Raw genomic sequence first — 20446 nt, 5'->3', positions numbered from 1 at the left:
AATCCAAGTATAATTCTCGGTATAAATCAGAAAGCCATTCGTTTGGAGGAGAAGACATTGGTTGATCTAATAATTATCGGCGCAGGACCTTACGGCATCTCGCTCGCCGCTCATGCAGCCGCCAGCAGGCTGTCCTACGTATTGCTAGGAAAACCCATGCATTTCTGGAAGGATCAAATGCCGCAAAACATGTTTATTCGCACCAATCCCCGTTACATCAGCTTCTCCGATAAGCTGGACGCGCTCACGATTGAACGCTTTAGCAGCGAGACGGGAGTAGAGCTGAAATCTCCGTTTCCCCGTCCTGCGTTTGTCGAATACGCCTTCTGGTTCGCTAAGCAAGCCGGTGTCGCGTTTACGCCCGAGCTGGCGGCGCAGCTTGATTATTCGTCCAAAGGCTTCCGCGTGACAACGAATGAGGGCAATCATTATCAGTCTAAGCATGTGATCGTCGCCACCGGCTTACAGCACTACAGCTACATCCCCTCCGAATTATCTCCGCTGTCTCCCCAGCTTCTCTCCCATACCTTTGGACTTACCGAATTCAACCGGTTTACAGGTAAAAAAGTAGCCGTGATCGGAAGCGGACAAAGCGCATGGGAAGCCGCGGCGCTGCTTCATATGGCCGGAAGCGAGGCCGAGCTGCTCTTCAGGCGGGAAGCCGTCCAATTCGCCAGCGATGACAATTCGGCGTCCGGTCAAAAGCTCATCGATTCGGCCGAGCAGTTCTACCGCCTCCCTCCCGAGCTCAAGCAAGAAAGATGGCATACACCGCGGCAAGGAAGTGTCGCTCCGTTTTTACGGCCATTCGTAGAGGGCAAGCTTCCCTTAACCGGCAGCGCTGCCATTGAGCGGGCTGAGGTTACGAGCGACGGCAAAGCGCTGCTTACTCTTAGCAGCAAACAAACCCGCCTGGTCGATCACGTCATTGCCGCCACAGGCTACCGGATCAGCCTCGATCAGGTGCCCTTTCTGCCGCCTTACCTTTTGCAGGCGATAGAAAGAGAAAAGGATAAGTTCTCGCCATTCCCTCTGCTCGGCGCCCAATTTGAAAGCAGCGTGCCCGGGCTTTATTTTGCCGGCCCTCTTGCAGCGCATACCCACGGGCCCGCCTTCGGTTTTATTGCCGGCTTGCGCCAAGCCTGCAGGTCTATTATTCCGCACATCATTCAAAATACGAAATCAGTACAGGAGCAGGGGCCTTACCGGCCTTAAACAGCACAAAGCAAAGGGACCGCAGTAATCGCTGTCCCTTTGCTTTGTTTTGCGGGCTACTTGTCGCCTAACGTCGTTCTTAACGTTTCGACATCTTTATTAATCGCTTCGGTCGCCTTCCGGATCGCGGAGTTTACGTCAAGCCCGTTAATGGCTAAATCCTCAGCGGCCTCGGTAAGCCTTGCCGAGATTTCGAGCTCATACGGATGGATGTAGTGCTCCTGCAGCGGCTCGCCGACAAATACGTTTTGCACGGATTTGCCCTGCAGCACAGGAATGTCGAGTCCATATTGCTTCTCCAGCTCCGGATTTATAATAGCCGGAACGCGACCGTTTCTAGCCAGAATCGCTTGACCCTCATCGGACAAAATTTCAGCAATGACTTGGAAAGCCTCGTCCTTATGCTTGCTCTGGCTATTTACAGATAGCGAATGGATTTGCGCCTCTCTTGTTTTGCCCAGCTGATCGCTGAAATTAGGAGCCGGCGCGATATCCCAGTTAAAATCGACGCCCTGCTGGCGCAGTTCCTCAAGAGGACCGACCATGTTGGCCAGCCAGGTAACACGCATGGCAACGACCTGATCCTTCATGAACTGATCGCGTCCCCAGTTCCACGTATTGTCCGGAGTCACATATCCTGGGATTTCAAAAATTCGTTTGTTAAGCTCGAACACGCGCAGCCAGTCAGGCGTATCGAGCGCCGCTTTGCCTGTCTCGCGGTCTACGTAAGGTAAACCTAGACCCTTCGCTAAGCCTGTCAGGTTGTCGACCGATAATCCGATGTAATTCACGCCATTCTCGGTACGGGTCAGCTTCGCGGCAATTTCCAGCACCTCATCCCAGGTAAGCTGCTTATCGGTCGGATATGGAACGCCGAACTTATCGAAAATATCCTTATTATAATAGAGAACATGCTGATTGGCATTGAACGGGATCGCATAAATCTCGCCGCCCTTATCCTTCGTAATTTCCTTGATGTAGTCATACAAAATCGGTTTGATCCGGCTTACATCAAAATGATGCCGCTTGATCAGCTCTCTCAAATCCTCATAGGCGCCCGTACGAATAATACGCTGATGGGAGGAAGAGGAAGAATAAATAATGTCCGGAACATGCGTGGACAGCACCTCTTCATTCGTCGTCGTCGCTGCCGGCGTTATCCGTTCAATCGTCACATTCGGATACTTCTTCTTAATTGGGTCCGCAATCAGCGTATTAAACTCTACGTCAGGAAAAGTACCGCTCGTATTAAAGAACGTTAAAGTCAGAGGCTCGTCGCCGAGCTTTTTGAAATCCCCATTTTCCGTTTCAGACGGCGCAGCAGTTGACGTTTCTTGCTTGTTGTTCGCTTTATTATCATTATTGCTTCCCGGCGCATTACCTGTACTTGCGCAAGCAGTCAAAATAGCGAATAGAAGTAGAATAGTAATGCCCATAGTAAGCTTCTTCATGTGTAATTTCTCTCCTATAAAATAGCTTTAGTCTCGAAGCGGACATTGGCAGGTCTTTTCAAGCCAAGACGCTCGCGCAGGGATGCTCCCTCATATTCCGTCCGGAACAAGCCGCGGTTTTGCAGCTCCGGAATGACCTTATCTACGAATTGCTCCAGTCCGCTCGGATAAATTTGCGGCATGACGTTAAATCCGTCGGCGGCTCCGTTAAGAAACCACGTTTCGATTACGTCTGCAAGCTGAAGGGGCGTACCGGTAAACGTAAAATGCCCCCTAGCTCCCGCCAACCGGTTTATAAGTTGCTTCAACGTCAAGTGCTCATGGCGAACGAGATCCAATATGAGCTGATGCCGGCTCTTATTGCCGTTCACATCCTCCGTTTCCCTTACGCCATCCAGTGAAAGCGGCTTATCGAGCGGATAATCCGACAAATCAAGCCCCAACCGCTCCGACAATCGTTTAACCGCGCCGTCTTTATTCACATACTCGAACAATTCGTTCTCGATTTCCCGCGCCTCTTCCACCGTGTCGGCAAGAATCGGACTAATGCCCGGCAAAATCTTCAGCTGGTCAGCTGTTCTGCCGTATTTCGGCAGCCTTGATTTGACATCCTGGTAGAAGGCCTGCGCGCTTTCAATGCTCTGATGAGCGGTGAAAATAACTTCCGCTACCTTAGCCGCAAATTCCTTGCCGCTCTCCGAGGAGCCCGCTTGCACGAGCACCGGATAGCCCTGCGGCGGACGGGCAATGTTAAGCGGGCCCTTCACCGAATAATATTTTCCCTTGTAATCGATCGTATGGACTTTATCCTTCACGATACGGGTACCCGCCGCCTTATCGTTAATGACCGCCTCATCCTCCCAGCTGTCCCACAGCTGCTTGGCAACCTCCACAAACTCATCCGCTTCTTCATAGCGGAGCGCATGATCCGGATGCTCATCTCTGCCGAAATTATGCGCTGCCGATCCGGCGCCCGTCACGATGTTCCAGCCCGCTCTCCCTTTGCTAATGTGATCCAGGGATGCAAATTTGCGCGCAACGTGAAACGGCTCATTATAGGTCGTGCCGACAGTAGCGATCAGGCCGATATGCTTCGTCCTGCTCGCAAGCGCAGCCAGCTCCGTGAAGGGCTCCAGCTTATTGGAGCGGCCGGAATATCCGTCTGCCAAAAACACGGAATCCATTAATCCCCGCTCCGCCGTCTGCACGATTTGCAGCACATGCTTAAAGTCGAGATTGCGGTCCGGCTCGGCCTCCGGAAGCCGCCATGACGCCTCATGGTGGCCGGTTCCGAACAAAAAGGCATTGAGATTCAACTTACGCTGCGAATGACTCATCTTTTATCCCCTCTCCAAACTTATTGGCCAATCGTTGTTTTTAGCGTCTCTACATCCTTGTTGATCGCATCCGTCGCTTTGCGGATAGCCGAGTTCACATCAAGCCCGTTAATCGCCAGATCCTCTGTCGCTTCTCTCAGCCTCACGCTGATTTCCGATTCATAAGGGTGAATGTAGTGTTCTTGTATAGGCTCACCGAGGAATACGTTTTGTACCGATTTCCCTTGAAGCACCGGTATATCCGCACCATAGTCCTTTTGAAGATCCGGATTAATGACAGCCGGGATACGGCCGTTTTTCGCAATAATGCGTTGGCCTTCGTCCGATAAGATTTCCGCAAGAACCTGGAACGCTTCATCCTTGTGCTTGCTTTGGCTGTTAATGGCAATGGCATGGATTTGCGCTTCTCTCGTTTTACCCAACTGATCGCTAAAGTTAGGAACCTGGGTAATGTCCCAGTTGAACTCCACTCCCTGCTGGCGCAGCTCCTCCAAAGGACCAACCATGTTTGCCAGCCAAGCGGCGCGCATCGCGATGTTCTGATCCTTCATGAAGTGGTCGCGCGTCCAGTTCCACGTGCCGTCCGGCGTAACGTAGCCCGGCGTCTCCAAAATTTTCTTCTGGAGTTCGAACACCCGCCGCCATTCCGGCGTATCCAGCGCCGCCTGGCCCGTCTCGCGGTCCAGATACGGCAAGCCGAGCGATTTGCCTAATCCGGTCAGGTTATCTACAACAAGACCGATATAGTTAACGCCATTTTCGGTTCTTGTCAGCTTCGCTCCAAGCTCAACCGCTTCATCCCATGTAAGCTGCTTTTCTGTCGGGTAAGGCACACCGAATTTATCAAAAATATCCTTATTGTAATAAAGCACATGCTGGTTTACGTTAAACGGAAGCGCGAGTACGGCGTCCCCTTTGCCCTTCGTAATCTCCTTAATGTAGTTGTAAGCAATAGGTTTGAGGCGGCTTTCGTCAAAATGATGTCTCTTGATCAGCTCGCGCAAATCCTCGTAAGCCCCTGTGCGCAGCACTTTCTGCGACACGCTGCCGAATAAAATATCCGGGACATGCGTGGACAACACTTCTTCTACCGTCGTTGTAGCGGCAGGCGTAATCCGTTCGATCGTCACATTCGGATACTTCGCATGGATCGGGCCCGCAATCATCGCCTCAAACTCGACGTCCGTAAATGTCGCTCCCGTATTATACAGCGTCAGCGTAAGCGGCTCATCGCCGAGCTTTTTGAAGTCGGCTTTCTCCGCTGCCCCGCTCCCGGCATCCGCCGCTGCGTTCTTGTTCGCTGGGGCATTGCCGCCTCCGCAACCAGCAGCAACCAAAGCTAATATCATTAATATTGTAATAACAGACCCTAGTCTCTTCATCGTATACCCTCTCATTTCTGTAAATTAATAACGGATAAATTTAAATTTGCTGAAAATGACGCGTATTGGCCGGCCGTCCCAGGCCAAGGCTCTCGCGCAAAGTCGTGCCCTCGTACTCGGTGCGGAATAGCCCGCGGTTTTGCAATTCGGGAATGACCTTATCGACAAAGGTCTCAAGACCCGTCGGGAACAGCTGCGGCAGAACGTTAAAGCCGTCGGCCGCATGGTTTTTGAACCATTTCTCGATCAGATCAGCCGTCTGTAGGACAGAGCCCGTAAACGTAATATGACCATGTCCGCCATTGCTGCGGTAAAGCAGCTGGCGAATCGTGAAATTTTCTCTGCGCGCCGCGTCGAGAATAACCTCCTGCCTGCTGCGGATCCCGTTAAACTCCTCTGCAGGCTTTGCCTTATCGAGCGGCACTGGAGCATCAAGCGGATAGTCGTTCAGATTAACGGTGAATCTCTCGGATAAGCTCTCAAGCGCCCGCTTCGTATCTACGAACGCATGCAGCTCCTCCTCAATGTCGCGCGCCTCCGCTTCCGTATCGGCTACGATCGGAGCCAGACCCGGCAATATAACGAGCTGGTCAGCGGTTCTTCCGTATTTGGCCAAACGCGATTTCACATCGCTGTAAAACTCGCGGCCCGCATCGAAGGTCTGCTGCGCGGTGAAAATAACTTCCGCCGTTTTGGCGGCGAGTTCCTTGCCTTGCTCGGAGGAGCCGGCCTGCACGAGCACCGGATAGCCCTGAGGCGGACGGGGAATGTTAAGCGGCCCCTTCACCGAATAGGTATGGCCTTTGAAGTTGATCTCATGCACCTTGTTCGGATCTACTAATTTGCCGCCCTTTTTATCGAAGATGAGAGCGTCGTCCTCCCAGCTGTCCCACAGCTGCTTCACGACTTCGACGAATTCCTCGCCCGTCTCATAGCGTTCGGCATGCTCGGGATGTTCGTCTCTGCTGAAATTATGAGCGGCTGAGCCGGCGCCTGTAACGATGTTCCAGCCTGCCCTGCCGCCGCTAATATGATCCAATGAAGCAAATTGTCTTGCTACATGGAAAGGATCGTTATACACCGTTCCCACCGTTGCGATCAAGCCGATATGCTCGGTTACGGAGGCTAATGCCGATAGCAGCGTAAACGGCTCCAGCTTGCTTCCGCCACCTGCATAGCCGTCCGCGAGAAATACGGAATCGAGTTTGCCGCGCTCGGCAATTCTCGCCAGATGGCCTAAGTAATCAATGTCGAGCTCCAGCTCCGGATGGGAGTCGTTATGACGCCAAGCGCCGGCATGATGTCCCGTTGCTCTTAAAAATACATTCAAATGAACCTTGCGATTTGTTTCACTCATTATAAATACACCTCTTTGTCAGCTTTATGGAAGCGGCCGGCGTTCGCCGGACGCGCAAGCGCCAGATTGCCCCGCAGCGTTTGCTCTTCATAGGAAGTGCGGAACAAGCCGCGATTTTGCAGCTCCGGAATGACCTGGTCTACGAAACGCTCCAGGCCGCTCGGATAAATTTGGGGCATCACGTTGAAGCCGTCGGCAGCGCCGCTGCGAAACCAGGTCTCGATCACATCGGCCAGCTGCAGCGGCGTGCCCGTGAAGGTGAAATGACCTCTCGCTCCCGCCAGGCGGTTAACTAATTGCCTTAGCGTCGGCCGCTCCCGTTCGATCAAATCCAGGATGAGCTGATGCCTGCTCTTCATGCCATTGACCTGATCCGTAGACTGCGCGCCGTCCAGGCTTACAAAGTCATCAAGAGAATGATTAGATAAGTCGATTCCGAGGCGGTCGGAAAGACGCTTAACCGCTCCCTCGTGATCGATGAGGTCGAACAATTCATTCTCGATATCTCTAGCCTCTGCCTCCGTATTTGCCAAAATCGGACTTAATCCCGGCAATATTTTCAGCTGATCGGGTGTGCGGCCGAATTTTGCCAGACGGGATTTGACGTCTTTATAAAAAGCCTGCGCCTCTCCAATCGTGAGCTGTGCGGTGAAGATCACCTCCGCCAGCTTTGCGGCGAAATCCTTGCCTGTCTCCGAGGAGCCTGCCTGAACAAGCACCGGATAGCCCTGCGGCGGCCGCGCAATATTGAGCGGCCCCTTTACAGCGTAATGCTTCCCTGCAAAGTCGATCGTATGAACCTTGGCTTCATCAATTAGGACGCCGTTTATCTTGTCATTGCGTACCGCGTCATCCTCCCAGCTATCCCACAGCCGCTTAACGATCTCTACAAATTCCTCAGCCGATTCATAGCGCTCGTGATGCTCCGGATGCTGCACCCTGCTGAACTGCTCCGCAGCCGGTCCGGCTCCGGTCACAATATTCCAACCCGCCCGGCCTTTGCTGATATGATCCAAAGAAGCAAACTTTCGCGCGACATGGAACGGTTCGTTATAGGTCGTTTCAACTGTGGCAATAAGCCCGATATGCTTGGTTGCTGCCGCTAATGCGGACAACAGCGTAAACGGCTCAAGCGTTCCCGCATTCGCCCAATAGCCGTCGGCCAGAAAAACAGAGTCGAGCAAGCCCTTCTCGGCAATTCGGGTTAGCTTCAAATAGTGCTGAATATTCACTCCTTGCTCCGGCTCGGTGCCCGAATGACGCCATGAGGCTTCATGGTGGCCGGACGCTGCCAGAAACGCGTTTAGGTGAAGCTTTCGTTCCGATACGGTCATGCGCTTATATCCCCCCTATGAGACTTTGTAAAAAAAATAGCCAGAGCTGCCCTAAGGCAATCTCCGGCTATCCGGTCGATAATATCCAAGTAAAACAATATGTTTTATAAGGTTTGTTGCAAGTGCTATGAATTTATCATCTCGAAATGATTCTGTCAACGGTTATTTTCAAGTTTTACTCCACTAAGCCCGTTCGTTCAACCCCTTCAATAAACCATCGCTGCGCGAACAGATAGACGACGAGCAGCGGCATAATGATGAGGAAGGAGGCCGCCATTTTGATCGCTTCGGCATATACCGTTATTTCGCCCGCTCCCTCGGCCAGCTTCATCTCGCCTGCCATCCTCGCCAGTGTGATCGACAAGGGAACGTTTTCTGCCGTAAACATAAACAGCGACGGGAAATAAAAATCATTCCAGTTCCAGACGAACGAGAATAACACCACCACAACGGTAGCCGACCTTGAAATCGGAAACATGACGCGAAAAAACATGCGGAAGGGTCCCGCTCCATCCATGCGCGCCGCCTCGTCCAGCTCCTTCGGAAGCGTGGAATAAAAAGCGCGGTAGATGATGACGAACATCGCCCCCTTCAGACCGTGACCGAATGCAGCCGGCACGACCATCGGCAAAAACGTATTCAGCCAGCCGAACTCCTTAAAAAGCATAATAGACGGCAAAATCGTAATTTGAGGCGGCATGATAAATGTAAATAAAAGCAGGGCTCCCCATACTTTCTTGAACGGAAAATCAAGCCTCGCAAACGCATATCCGGCAACGGCGCAGGAAAACACCTGCAGCACCGCAACGGAGGAAGCGAGCGAGATGCTGATGAGAAAACTCTTCGAATAATTCAGCATTTCGCTTGCTTGCTGGAGATGCCCGAGAAATACCGTTCTCGGCACCCATATGACAGTCGGGTCCAAAATATTTTTCGCATCCTTCACCATCGTCGTCACCATGTATAGAATAGGCTTAATATAAATGAATGCGACATTGATCAAGATGACATATACAAACAGCTTAAAGAGCAGGCCCTTGTCGATCTCCGCTCCAAGCAGCCGGTATCTAAGCGAAGTAAGGCTCTTGCGGAACTTCTCGCCGGAATAAAGGGCTATCGCTGCCTCGCTGCCTCTTTTGACAATTTTCATTAAGCTCGCCTCTCTTTCCTATTTATCGTTTTCCTGAAAGCGATTTGTCCACCCGGCTGTAAATAAACAGGGTCAAGAGCACGAATGTTAGAATAATAGAGAAATAAATCCATGCCAGCGCGCTGGAGCTGCCGTAATTGCTCGTATTCACCCGGCTGACGATCGGATTAGAAGGGAATGTGAACAAGTCGACAACCGTGTACATTAAATTCAAGAAAATGTAAGGAACAAGACCCGGAAGCGTTATTTTCCAAAAGGTGTTCCACGGACCCGAGCCATCGATGCGGGAAGCTTCATATACCGAAGCCGGAAGCGTCTGCCTGCCCGCAAGAAAGATCAAAATTTGAACGCCCGAATACCAGAGGACGAGCACGAACGAGCTCATGACCTTCTGAATCGGCGCTGCCCACGCTCCCGGTACGTACTCCTGCAAATAATAGTCGATCCGCAGCGTTTCCATAATGCTGAGCGAGCCTTCGCCCTGAGCTATAAACTCCTGTACAATTTGGCCGGAGGAGAAAATAACGGGTAGAAAGAAGATGACCCGAAACAGCGTTCTGCCCGGAAAGCGCAGATTAAGCAAGATGGCGACTAATAGAGAAAAGACCAGGATGATCGGAATCATCATAGCCGACTCCCTCAGAAACGGAATCAGCTCTTCATAGAGCAGACTCCCGTTCGCGATCAGTATCTCCCTATAATGGTTTAGTCCGATAAACGTATAATTGACGCTGTTTACCGTGATTTTGACCTGATGAAAGCTCATGTACAGCGAGTAGCCTAGCGGAAACGCCACGAAGACGAGGAAGCCGAACACCCACGGCGCAATAAACAACGAGCCCTCGAGCTTCCGGATCGTCGTGCTGTCAAACTTGCGGCTCCATTTCATAGCTTCGTTCCTCCTTTAATGACCACGAAGTCTTTTGCCGGAACGAATACGCCGTCCTTGCTGTAATCCGTCTGATTATAATTGACGATAATAAGGTAATCGCTGCCGTACACCGTTTCCTTCACGCCGGGAGCGAGCGTACGATGGGCCGTTATATACTGGTCCTGCACTGCTGCCAAAGCTTCGTTCGTTCTCTCGTATTCATCCTTTAAATCATCGATCCAATCCTTATAATTCAAGCTGTAATACCATAAGGAATACGACTTTTTCAAATCAGCCGCCTTATCTCCGCTAAGCACATAAGCCGGATATGCCCCATACTCGATGCTCCGCAAAAATCCATCGCCGAATTCGTTGCGCAAATTCGACCATTCCAGCGTATACGTACGCAAGCCGTGAAGAACCATTTGGGCAAAAGGAATTTGTTCGCTGATGAATACATCATACGAATAATCGTCCGTTAACCGGTGGACGTGATCAACCTGATCAAGCGCATAGAAGTTCACGTTATTCGCTGCGACCGAGCCGAGCGTTTCCTTGGATTTTCTCAGAATCGTGCGCTGCACCAAGGCAACGTCTGCCCGGCTTGCGTGATACCGGCTGTTGAAATCGGTATTCACCTGCTGGCCGATTCCGTCCTCGTAATAAATGCCGTCTGCGCCTAAGCTCTTATAATCGTTCAAATCGGCCGCGACAACCTTCTCATAAAACCTGGGGCTGACAAACGTTCCGGCATCCTGATCGGCATTTCTCCGTTCCTCCAGCACCGTGCCCGCTAAATTGCGCAGGCCGTCGCGCCTCCACCAAAACCGGTCATCGCCATTCGTATTGAGCGTATAGTTCGCCGTCAAGTAGACGGGAATATTCAAGGAATGGGCGAAGGAAATGAAGCTCTTCATTCCGCTGTTCCCGCCTAACCGCTTATCTACAGGGAAATAGCCGCCATGCGTGCTGTAGCCGTCCTGCTGCCAGCCCGAGAAATTAACCTGCAGATGCTCGATGCCGAGGTCATAAATATGGCGAACGAGTTCTGACGCTTCTGCCGTCGTCGTCGCTTTTAAATACGAGTCCGCAAAAAGTCCCTTCTCGATGTCCGCGCCTACAATATCAACGTACAGCGGAATGTCCTTTTTCGGCGCTTCCAGCGGCTTCACGCCCTGTTCATCTATTAAATAGTTCCGATAAACCTCTGCCATCCCCGCATAATCGCTTTTCTCCGGAGGAAGCGGATAATAACGTGTCGCGCGGGCATCTGCAATAAACTTGTCGCCGCTGTAGGTGTAGAAGCCTTCCCCCGTGCTTTTGCTTACGCTTTGGAAAAACCGCTTGCGGTACTGCCATTCGGTCGTCGCCCAGTTCGAGCGGCCCACCGCGCCTGAAGGCGCGGCGTAAACGTTCGCGAACGCTTCCCCCTGCGAGATGATCGCAACGAAGGCCTGATCGCCGGACTTTATTCCGTAGACCGGCATCGCGATTCGCTGTCTGCCCGTATTCTCGTTGTAGTAGGATAAATCTTGCCCATACACGCTTTCGTTATAGGTCAGCTGCGGCATAATCCGATCCTGCGCGAAGTTGATCAGCGAGCCGGAGCCGTCAGGCAGTACAATATAACCCTCCTGGCCGACTGACGGCTGTGCTCCGAACAAGGGATACAGCTTTACATTCAATAGGCTCAAAGCGCCCTCTACAATGCCCGAATCAACGATCCTCGTCTCTACGTAATCCTTATGCAGACTCACCTCGACCGGAATTTTGAACTCCGCCTTCGGCAGCGTAAAGGTAACGGTAAAGCCGGTTTCGGTAACTTGGAAATTTTCCAAATAGCCTTGGTTTTCGATTAATCCCGCCGTTACCGAGGATGATTTATAGTTTTTCGCATTGACATATTCAACCATGACCGGCGAAGACAAATTATTTTTCCAAGTGTTCGGCACCGTCTCGTCCTTCCAATATTGCGGATCCGGATAAGAACGCCATACCTTGCCCGTCGATTTGTTAATCACCTGGAAATGGGCCGTCGTTTTATCCGCGAGCAGCTTTAGCGTGTCTGACTCTGCAAGTTGTTCAAAGCTTCCTTCCGCCGGCAAGCCGGCCTTGTACGGACTTGCGCCCTTTGCATCGAACAGGCCCGTAACATTGGCAGCTTCGGCAGACGGTTTGCCCCATGCCCCTCCTACCACTAGAGCCAGCCATCCTATCAAGGCCAGCAAAACGGTTATGAGCGCCAGCTTTGCGATAAGCGTATAGTTAATTTTGCGGACCGTCATCGGATGATCACCTCCTGGTACAAGGAATTAATAAAGTTAACCAGTTCTATGCTTAGACTTATTAAGATGAAGATTAAAATGACAATAATGGTGAGCGCCAGCAGCGATAAGACAATAATGAAAACAGCTTCGATAAAGGTGTAGTTATGTATCCCCTGAACCATCCAAATAAACAGCAAAGCGACCCATAAGACAATAAACAGCTTCAAGAAATGGAAGATGGCAAGCTCGTTCAAGGTCAACACATTCGACAATAATGTTACTGGTATTCCTATGAGAATAATCGGAAATAAGGCGTAGGAGCTGCTGTAAAACACGTCCCGGAACCTTCCCTCGCCTCTAAGCAGCGAGCTGATCAAATAGTTGGAAACGACCCAGCCGAGCCATATCCCTACGAATTGGACCGCAATCGGCAATAAGTCTATGCCGACATGCACAGCAGGATTGAATATGAAGCTGGTGCCGGCCTGCATATATCCATAAGATGCTGCCGCTAATCCAAACAGGATCAGACTGCTAACGAAGCCCGCCTTGTTCTCATACCGAATCGCATAGAAACCGTCAACCGGATGTTTGATTAAATAGAACACATGCTTCAGCTGTTCGATGAGCAGATTCTTCTCGCGGGGCTTAGCGCTCCACTTGCGTTTTAAGCGAAGCTTTCTGGCAAAAGCATTCCATAACAGATAGGCGAGGCCGAGCGCAAGCGCAATATTCATCAATAAGCCAAAGTGGCTTTGGAACCATTTCAGCCGGTTTTGCCAAAAGGATTCGGAATAACCGCCGACGACGCCCGCCTGATAAAAGAGCTTCTCCGCTCTCGCGTAATCCTCTTTCTTATAGGCGGCCTTCGCCAGACCGATCAAGGCCGGCGTGTACTGGGCATTCAAACGATGAACCTCGCTCCACAAAGGCTCGCTTTGCTCGTATCTGCCCTCCTGTGTCAATTGATTTGCCTCATGGACCAAGCTGCCAAACTCCGATAACCGGAGCACTTGTATCAAATTGTTGACGCTGTCGAGCACGAGCAGCTCGCCTTTCGAATTGCCGGCAATCGCTGCCGGCGTTTTAACGACCCCTGTTTTCGAGGTAGCCGTAATGACATCTCCTCCCCAGAAGAACAGCAGATTACCGTTAAGATCATATTGGCTAATAATATTCCATACCGAATCGATAACCGTCATGTTGCCGGCGGAATCGACCGTGATATCATTTAACTGCGGGCTAATGCCGCGCTGAAAATAATGAAAAAACTCGCCGTAGGACCGAACCGGCTGCAGCGCTGCAAACTCTCCCTTGCCTTTCAGTTGATCCAAGCCGGCAATATTAAGCTTTTTGACCTGGTCCGTCTGAATTTCCTTCGTTACGGTGTAAATAAAGCCGTTATTATCTATCGTCGAATTGGCAATGGCGCCCGGAAGCTTCTTCAGCTCTCTTTGATACATCTCCCGCGTATAGAAAAATCGTTTGAACGCATCGAACAAAGAAAAAGCTACCTTATTCGGACCAAAGAAGCTTATGAAATTTCCTTCAGGGTCAAGCTGCACCAAGCCTTGATATGCGCCGAGCGTCGTTACATAAATAAAGCCGCGCTTATCTACGATAAGATTGACCGGATCGTATTTGAATGCCGCCGGCAAATAGCTGGATTCGGGACGCCCAAACGCTTTCAGCAGCCTGCCGTCCGGATCAAGCCGAACGACCCGATTGTTACCCGTATCCGCAACGTAAATTTCTCCTGACTTGTCGACGTACAACCCGCTCGGCTTCTTAAGCGGACTTTCACTCACCTTGATTTCACGAATATAATGTCCCTGCTCATCCAAATGAACGATGCGGTTGTTACCTGTGTCCGCAATATAAATGTGATCCTTCTCATCCACAAATATATCCTTAGGCTGATTTAACTGCAGCTTTTCCGGGGCACCAGCGGATTGGCCTGCTTTCGCAATTACCACATTCGTACCGATGATACCGGCGGGAATATAAGCCGCTTGCGTCTTCACCAGTTGTCCGAATCCATCCTTATAGTAGGTTTCGTACGGTAACTGCGAGGCTGAAGCCTGAAAGCCGGGCCACGCTATGTAAATCGCCGTAATCAGGACCATGATGACCGGACGAATCCGCAGCCTCCTGTTCTTCAAACGATTTCCCCCCTGTTTACTTAATACCCGAATGCGCCATTGTAGAAATGACCTTGCTTTGAAGAATAATAAAAAAAATTAAATTCGGAACGAGCATAATGAGCGCCGCTACCGCAGCCGCGCCTTGACGGGCAACGTTGTTCGCAAGATTATTCGTCAACGTAGACAAGAAGAACGGAAAGTTTTTCATTTCATCGTCCTGCATGAACAGCATCGACGTCTCCAAGTTGCCCCATGAGTTTTGAAACGCCAGAATGGCGACCGTCGCGATTGCCGGCATACACATCGGTATGACGATGCGGGCAAATACGATGAACTCATTCGCGCCGTCAATTCTTGACGCTTCCAGCAGCGAATCCGGAATCTGATCCACGAACTGCTTAAGCAGGAAGACGGCTACAGGCAGCGCAAGCACGGGCAGCAGATGGCCCCAATACGTATTCATAATCCCTAAATGGCTGACGACCAGATACCTTGGAATCTGAATGACCTCCGGCGTAAACATCAGCATGAGAATAATGGTGGCAAAGATGAATTTACGCCCTGGAAAAGGATGCTTGGAGAGCGGATAGGCGCAGAGCGCGCTCACCGCCGTTATGCCAATAACGCTCGCAGCCGAGATAAACAAGCTGTTGAACAAATAACGCGATACCGGAACGACCGAATTTGAGGTTACCCAAAATAACTCAACAAAGTTCTGAAGGTTCGGCTCCTGCACGAAAAACTTCGGCGGATATATAAATAGTTCATGATAAGGCTTGAATGCATGATTAAAAATATAAATGATAGGCAGGATCATAACGATAGACATCACAAGCATGATGACGTTAAAGCTAATTTTTGCAGCAAGGCCCGACTGTTTCAGATGTTATTCCTCCTTCGAACCGAACAATCCCCAGCTCAGCTTGTTCGCAAAATACATTAATATAAGAAGAAACACGGAAACCGCCGCCGCATAGCCCATTTCAAAGCGGATAAGGCCATAGTCGTTAATATGGTTAACGATCAAATGGCCGGCATATTCCGGCGTCGGGTTTTGGCCGGACAGCTCAACGCCGATGGACCCCGTCTTAAAGGTCGTAACGATCGCCATTACGGCGCCGAACAGCATTTGCGGCTTCATGGACGGAATCGTAATATACCATAGCTCCTGTAAATTATTTTTGATCCCGTCGATTCTCCCCGCTTCGTACAAAGTCGCATCCACATTGAGAATGCCTGCGAGCATCGCCAGAAAGCCCACGCCCATGCTCGACCACAACGTTACGACGATCATCGAGTTCATGAGATAATCAGGACTCGTTACCCATAGCTTCGGAACGTCGATTAGTCCGAGTTTTAAGAGGAAGCTGTTCAAATAACCGATTCTATCGCCCGAAAGCAGGGGGAGCCATATAATGGTCATGGCTATCCCTACGGTAAGGGATGGCGTATACATGGCGAGCGCAACCCATTTGCGGTAGCTGCCGCGCAGCCGCGAAATGAGCCATGCGAGCAGGAAGGCAGCCGCATAGCCGCCGGGGCCGACAATAACGGCAAACTTAAAGGTGTTCGGCAGCGCGTATTTCAAAAACAGCAAATCCTGTGCAATCAAATACTGAAAGTTACTCCAGCCGATAAATCGCGGAGGCTCGATCCCGTTGTAATAGGTGAAGCTTAAGCCGACCGCAGCCAATATAGGAATGACAATAAACAAAGCAAAGCAAATGACGAAAGGCGCAATAAATAAGTACGAAATCCGAAATGACCACAGCTTACTCCACATAACGATCAATCCCTTCCCAAGGCTGATCGACAATTGGAATGTCCAATTTTTTAACCTGATTGCCCCGTTCATCGACAAAGCCGAATTCCTGCTGCTTCCTCAGCAGCTCCCGATTGATGTCCCTAACGGCTTGCTCTAACGAGGACATATAATTCGCCGTTTTTACAACCGATCTGATCCATGCATTATTCGTTTCGCGCTCAAGGAAATACCCCCCCGGCACGTTTGGAATATCCTTGTACCATTTCCACTGGTTCAAAATGATTTCCGCATCCTCCTTTTTCCACGGAAGATTGGCGAAAGCCTCCACGTTAGACGTATTCCAGCGGAAAGCAACGCCGTTCACAGCCTCCAGATCGGAGCCGTATTGCTCCTGCACCTCGGCAGAGAGCCACCATTTCAGAAACTGCCATGCCTCATTCTTTTTGCCCGACTTATCGAAAATAACGCCCGTTCGCTGTCCGCCTCCAGCCCAGCGGCTTATCGTTCCGTCCGCTTGCTTCGTGCCGGGAATAAGCGCAATTCCCCAGCGGCCGTTCAGCTCCGGCGCTGCCGCCGACAGCTGCACATACATGTTGTAATCAGATATGCCGATAGGCATCGTTCCGCTGCGGAAATGCTGATAGAAGCTGGGCACCTCCCGCTCCACAGCGTACGTATTGAATAAATCCGTCCACTGCTTGAACGCGCGGTACGCCTCCGGCGTATCCAGCCCCGACTTCACGCCTCCCGGCTCATAAAAGTCCACTCCGTTTTGATAGAAGAAGTGAGTAAATTCCTTCGGGTTCACATAGAAGTTCATGAAATTTTGTTGCAGCGTAGGCAGCAAATCATATACATCCTCCCAGGTCTGGGGAATTTCAAGGCCTAAGCGCTGCAAAATATCCTTTCTATAGTAAAGAACCTGAAACGACTGCGTTTCCGGTACGCCGTAATAACCGCCGTCGTAATGAAGCGGCAGCCATGAGCCGGGACTAAATTTAGGATAAAGCTGATTAAAATCCTCAAACTCGCTCAAATCCTGCAGCGTGCCGCGAATGGCGTAATCGACCGGCAAATCCTGCGTCAAGCCGAGCGCGATATCGGGCTGAACGCCCGCTGCGTTAGACATAAGCAGCAGCTCCGGATTCGGCAGCAAATTAACCTTCACCTCTATGCCTGTCTCCGGCGTGAACGACTCATCGGCCAACTGCTGCAGCTGATCGACATAATCCCTTCCCCGCTGTACCCAAATATTCAGCTTCGTATCATCCAGCTCTTTCAGGCTGTCCCTTGCGTCGAACGAGTAGATAAAATTTTCAGCCCCGCCCCAAACACGGCTAAAAAAAGCCGCTTCCATCTTAGGATCATCAGCCTTTTCCGGAATGATATAAATCTCATCCAGCTGCAGCGATTGCTTCAGCAGCGTGTCGATGAACGTTCCGAATTTCTCTCTCATCGAGGATATCTCTTCAACCTGATAAGGAATTTCCTCCGGCTTGCGGAGCAATGCCCGCAAATCCTTCGCTGAAGTATCGAGTCCTTGACTAATCGAATCCTTGTTTCCGTTAGCTGCTACAACCCGCTTAGACAATGAAACCATAACGTCTGCCGCCAACGCCATCCGGTCTGTCAGACCAGGAAAGTCTTGATCCATATTCCAGGAACGGTTGCGGTCTATCGCCTTTTTCGTGCTGGCCCCCGTAATGTTGCGCAAATCCCAATCGATCGCATCCAGATGGGCGATCAGCTTCTCCACATCGACGATTATCGATTTAACAGGAGACTGCGTAACCGCGAGCGACAACGTATGCTTCCCCTTATCAAGCTTTAGCAAATACGGCTGTTTGCTTGCATCCTGCAAAACTGTTCCTCTCCAGCCCGTTGAATAACGAAAACCATAAGCCTGAAACTCCTTAAACGGCACTTCGCCGTCGATCCGAACGGCCCGATAGGACGTTTTCTGCGCGATCGTGTTTTGCAAAGCGCGAAATCCTATTTTATACAATCCGGTCTCCGGCACTTCAAACGACCATGTAATTTCCTGATTCTGCTCCAGCCAGCGCTGTCCGCCTACTGTGTTGTAAATAATTCTCCCTTTATAACGGGGTAAGGTGCGGGAGTTCTTATCCGAATACAGCTTAATCGCCGTATCGTTCTTGGAAGTAAAATCCTCCGCCTGAAGCGTCAACACGTCTCCGTCAATGGCAGGCACATTGGCATTTTGAGCTGCAACCTCCTCATACGACGGAATCGTGTCGCTTGGCAGGAGTTCAATTTTCTCAATCGCAACCGGATCATAGCCCTGCAAACGAATGGTATGCGTTCCTTGTGTGAACTGCCATTGCAAAGGCTGCGCATATGCTCCTCCCGAATCGATTAACGGCTTTTCGCTCCAGCCCGAAACGTCAAGCGAGCGGGGACGGATCTCATCGCCATCCGAGTTTTTCAGAATAGGATGAACATCCTCCCAGGTGCGGTATAACGATATGGAGGAGGCTTCCCTAAACGGCCTCTGACCGTCTATAGTCACCTCCCACCTAACCGGTCCCTTACTCCCGGCATCCTTTAACGGGTTATAAGATACATGGATTTCATACAGCGCACTCTCTGCAACGTCAACTTTATATTCGACCCAGCCCGTATCGCTCGTATTCCAAAGCAGCACATTCGATTTTCCCTCATACCCGCCGGTTTTAATTTCCTGATCATTCGACACCCTTGACGGCTTCGCCCCCTCCACCTGTATCGATGCGGTTGCGTTTTTCAGCCCCTGCGCCTGCCACTTCTCCAGTGCCTCGCTAAAATAAGGATCAACCTCATAATCAAATGTTGTGACGAGCCCATCATAATTGACGGTCTCGGTTTTCTCGCCGGATACCGTGCTTACTGCCGCTCCAGACGAGAGCAGAAATGCCGCAATCATTATACTTCCGCCATACACAAGCCATTTCCGTTTCTTATTCATAACGAGAAGCCGCCTCCCTCCTTCGCAGAAATCCGATCAGTCTGTAAATCTTGCTCCCGTATCCTTATGGAAAAAGTGAGCCTTCGATACATCCAGCTCAACTTTCACTTTCTCATTTTCGGCAAAACGGTTATCCGGGTCCACGCGGGCGATCAGCGGCTTCTCCTGCCCAATGTCCAAATAAAGAAAACGATCCGCGCCCATTAGCTCGTTATCGCGGTAGATTCCGGTAATAATCGTCTCCGAAAATAAACCTTCGAGTTTAACGTTTTCCGGCCTAATCCCTAATATAACCGACTTGTTTACTTGGTTATTTTTGCGCAAAATGTCCTCCATCGCTTCATTAATTTTCAGGTGGAAGCGATTCGTATGAAACTCCAATCTTCCTTGCGGATTTTCCTGGATGCGGCCGTTGATGAAGTTGATTTGGGGAGAGCCGATAAAACTCGCAACAAACGTATTCGACGGTTTGGAGTAAACGGCTTCCGGCGTATCGCACTGCTGAATGATGCCGCCCTTCATGACAACGATACGATCGGCCATCGTCATCGCTTCGACCTGGTCATGCGTAACGAATATAAAGGTCGTGCCTAATTTTTTGTGCAGCTTCGTTATTTCCATTCTCATCGTTACTCTGAGTTTCGCGTCCAAATTAGACAGCGGCTCATCCATCAAAAACAGCTTCGGATCACGTACGATTGCTCTGCCCAGAGCCACCCGCTGACGTTGTCCACCCGACAACTCCTTCGGCTTGCGGTTCAGGTAAGGCTCGATCTCCAAAATCCTGCTTGCGTTTTTCACGGCCAAATCGATCTCGTGCTTCGGCAGCTTCCGCATCCTTAGACCAAATGCAATATTCTCATAAACGCTCAAATTCGGGTAAAGCGCATAGTTTTGGAAAACCATCGAAATATCTCTGTCCTTAGGAGGAAGCTTGTTGACCAGTTGATCCCCAATATAAATTTCACCCTCGGATATATCCTCAAGACCGGCAATCATTCTTAGCGTCGTCGACTTCCCGCAGCCGGAAGGCCCTACGAACACAATGAACTCCTTATCCTTAATTTCCAGCTGGAAGTCCTGCACGACCGCGTGCTTGTCTTTGCCGTAGCGCTTATATAAATGTTTAATTGTAACTCCCGCCACCATACGGCCTCCCCTCAAGTCTTTATGTCCAAAAAAAAACAAAAGGAGGATATCACGCGGTG

General features: G+C 50.7%; 14 protein-coding genes. 1 reads left to right on the top strand and 13 read right to left on the bottom strand.

Translation table 11 applies throughout. From position 1 onward, the window contains the following. The first annotated feature begins 57 nt into the window (after positions 1–57). Positions 58–1215 carry an NAD(P)-binding domain-containing protein gene (locus AC0YNZ_RS14815; RefSeq protein WP_475827318.1) on the top strand — a complete coding sequence of 386 codons (1158 nt, stop codon included), beginning with the start codon at positions 58–60 and terminating at the stop codon, positions 1213–1215. Between the two features lie 56 nt (positions 1216–1271). Here AC0YNZ_RS14815 and AC0YNZ_RS14810 read toward each other — a convergent pair whose 3' ends face one another. The 13 genes from AC0YNZ_RS14810 to AC0YNZ_RS14750 all read right to left on the bottom strand — a co-directional run bounded on the left by AC0YNZ_RS14810 (position 1272) and on the right by AC0YNZ_RS14750 (position 20384). Further along, entirely contained in the window at positions 1272–2666 is a 1395-nt protein-coding gene (locus tag AC0YNZ_RS14810) for an ABC transporter substrate-binding protein (RefSeq protein WP_475827317.1), read from the bottom strand. Positions 2667–2680: 14 nt separating this feature from the next. Then, positions 2681–4003, bottom strand: a complete 1323-nt coding sequence (locus AC0YNZ_RS14805) for an LLM class flavin-dependent oxidoreductase (RefSeq protein ID WP_475827316.1) — start codon at positions 4001–4003, stop codon at positions 2681–2683. A 20-nt stretch (positions 4004–4023) separates the two neighbouring features. After that, positions 4024–5385: an ABC transporter substrate-binding protein gene (locus AC0YNZ_RS14800; protein ID WP_475827315.1), complete on the bottom strand. Its 1362-nt coding sequence runs from the start codon at positions 5383–5385 to the stop codon at positions 4024–4026. Positions 5386–5425: 40 nt separating this feature from the next. Next, positions 5426–6742, bottom strand: coding sequence for an LLM class flavin-dependent oxidoreductase (locus AC0YNZ_RS14795; RefSeq protein WP_475827314.1), 1317 nt, complete (start codon positions 6740–6742; stop codon positions 5426–5428). Then, on the bottom strand, positions 6742–8076 hold the full coding sequence (locus AC0YNZ_RS14790; protein WP_475827313.1) for an LLM class flavin-dependent oxidoreductase: 1335 nt from the start codon (positions 8074–8076) through the stop codon (positions 6742–6744). Before AC0YNZ_RS14790 ends, AC0YNZ_RS14795 begins: the two co-directional genes overlap by 1 nt. 175 nt (positions 8077–8251) lie before the next feature. Then, the gene (locus tag AC0YNZ_RS14785; protein WP_475827312.1) at positions 8252–9226 is read right to left on the bottom strand and encodes a carbohydrate ABC transporter permease; all 975 of its coding nucleotides are present in this window, start codon (positions 9224–9226) and stop codon (positions 8252–8254) included. Between the two features lie 22 nt (positions 9227–9248). Then, the gene (locus tag AC0YNZ_RS14780; protein WP_475827311.1) at positions 9249–10115 is read right to left on the bottom strand and encodes a carbohydrate ABC transporter permease; all 867 of its coding nucleotides are present in this window, start codon (positions 10113–10115) and stop codon (positions 9249–9251) included. Continuing rightward, positions 10112–12382, bottom strand: coding sequence for a DUF5696 domain-containing protein (locus AC0YNZ_RS14775; RefSeq protein WP_475827310.1), 2271 nt, complete (start codon positions 12380–12382; stop codon positions 10112–10114). The genes AC0YNZ_RS14780 and AC0YNZ_RS14775 overlap by 4 nt, the downstream gene beginning before the upstream one ends. After that, entirely contained in the window at positions 12379–14526 is a 2148-nt protein-coding gene (locus tag AC0YNZ_RS14770) for a YIP1 family protein (RefSeq protein WP_475827309.1), read from the bottom strand. Before AC0YNZ_RS14770 ends, AC0YNZ_RS14775 begins: the two co-directional genes overlap by 4 nt. A gap of 16 nt (positions 14527–14542) precedes the next feature. Next, a complete protein-coding gene (locus AC0YNZ_RS14765; protein WP_475827308.1) occupies positions 14543–15337 on the bottom strand; it encodes a carbohydrate ABC transporter permease in 795 nt (264 codons plus the stop codon). Between the two features lie 57 nt (positions 15338–15394). Then, positions 15395–16291, bottom strand: a complete 897-nt coding sequence (locus AC0YNZ_RS14760) for a carbohydrate ABC transporter permease (RefSeq protein WP_110771218.1) — start codon at positions 16289–16291, stop codon at positions 15395–15397. After that, positions 16281–19238 (bottom strand): extracellular solute-binding protein, encoded by a 2958-nt coding sequence (locus AC0YNZ_RS14755; protein WP_475827307.1) that lies wholly within the window; start codon positions 19236–19238, stop codon positions 16281–16283. Before AC0YNZ_RS14755 ends, AC0YNZ_RS14760 begins: the two co-directional genes overlap by 11 nt. A gap of 36 nt (positions 19239–19274) precedes the next feature. Further along, positions 19275–20384, bottom strand: coding sequence for an ABC transporter ATP-binding protein (locus tag AC0YNZ_RS14750; RefSeq protein WP_475827306.1), 1110 nt, complete (start codon positions 20382–20384; stop codon positions 19275–19277). Positions 20385–20446 lie beyond the last annotated feature (62 nt).

This window comes from Paenibacillus sp. J2L1-98, assembly GCF_056269405.1.
The sequence above is the reverse complement of the archived record's forward strand: the minus strand, read 5'-3'. Positions and strand labels throughout refer to the sequence as shown.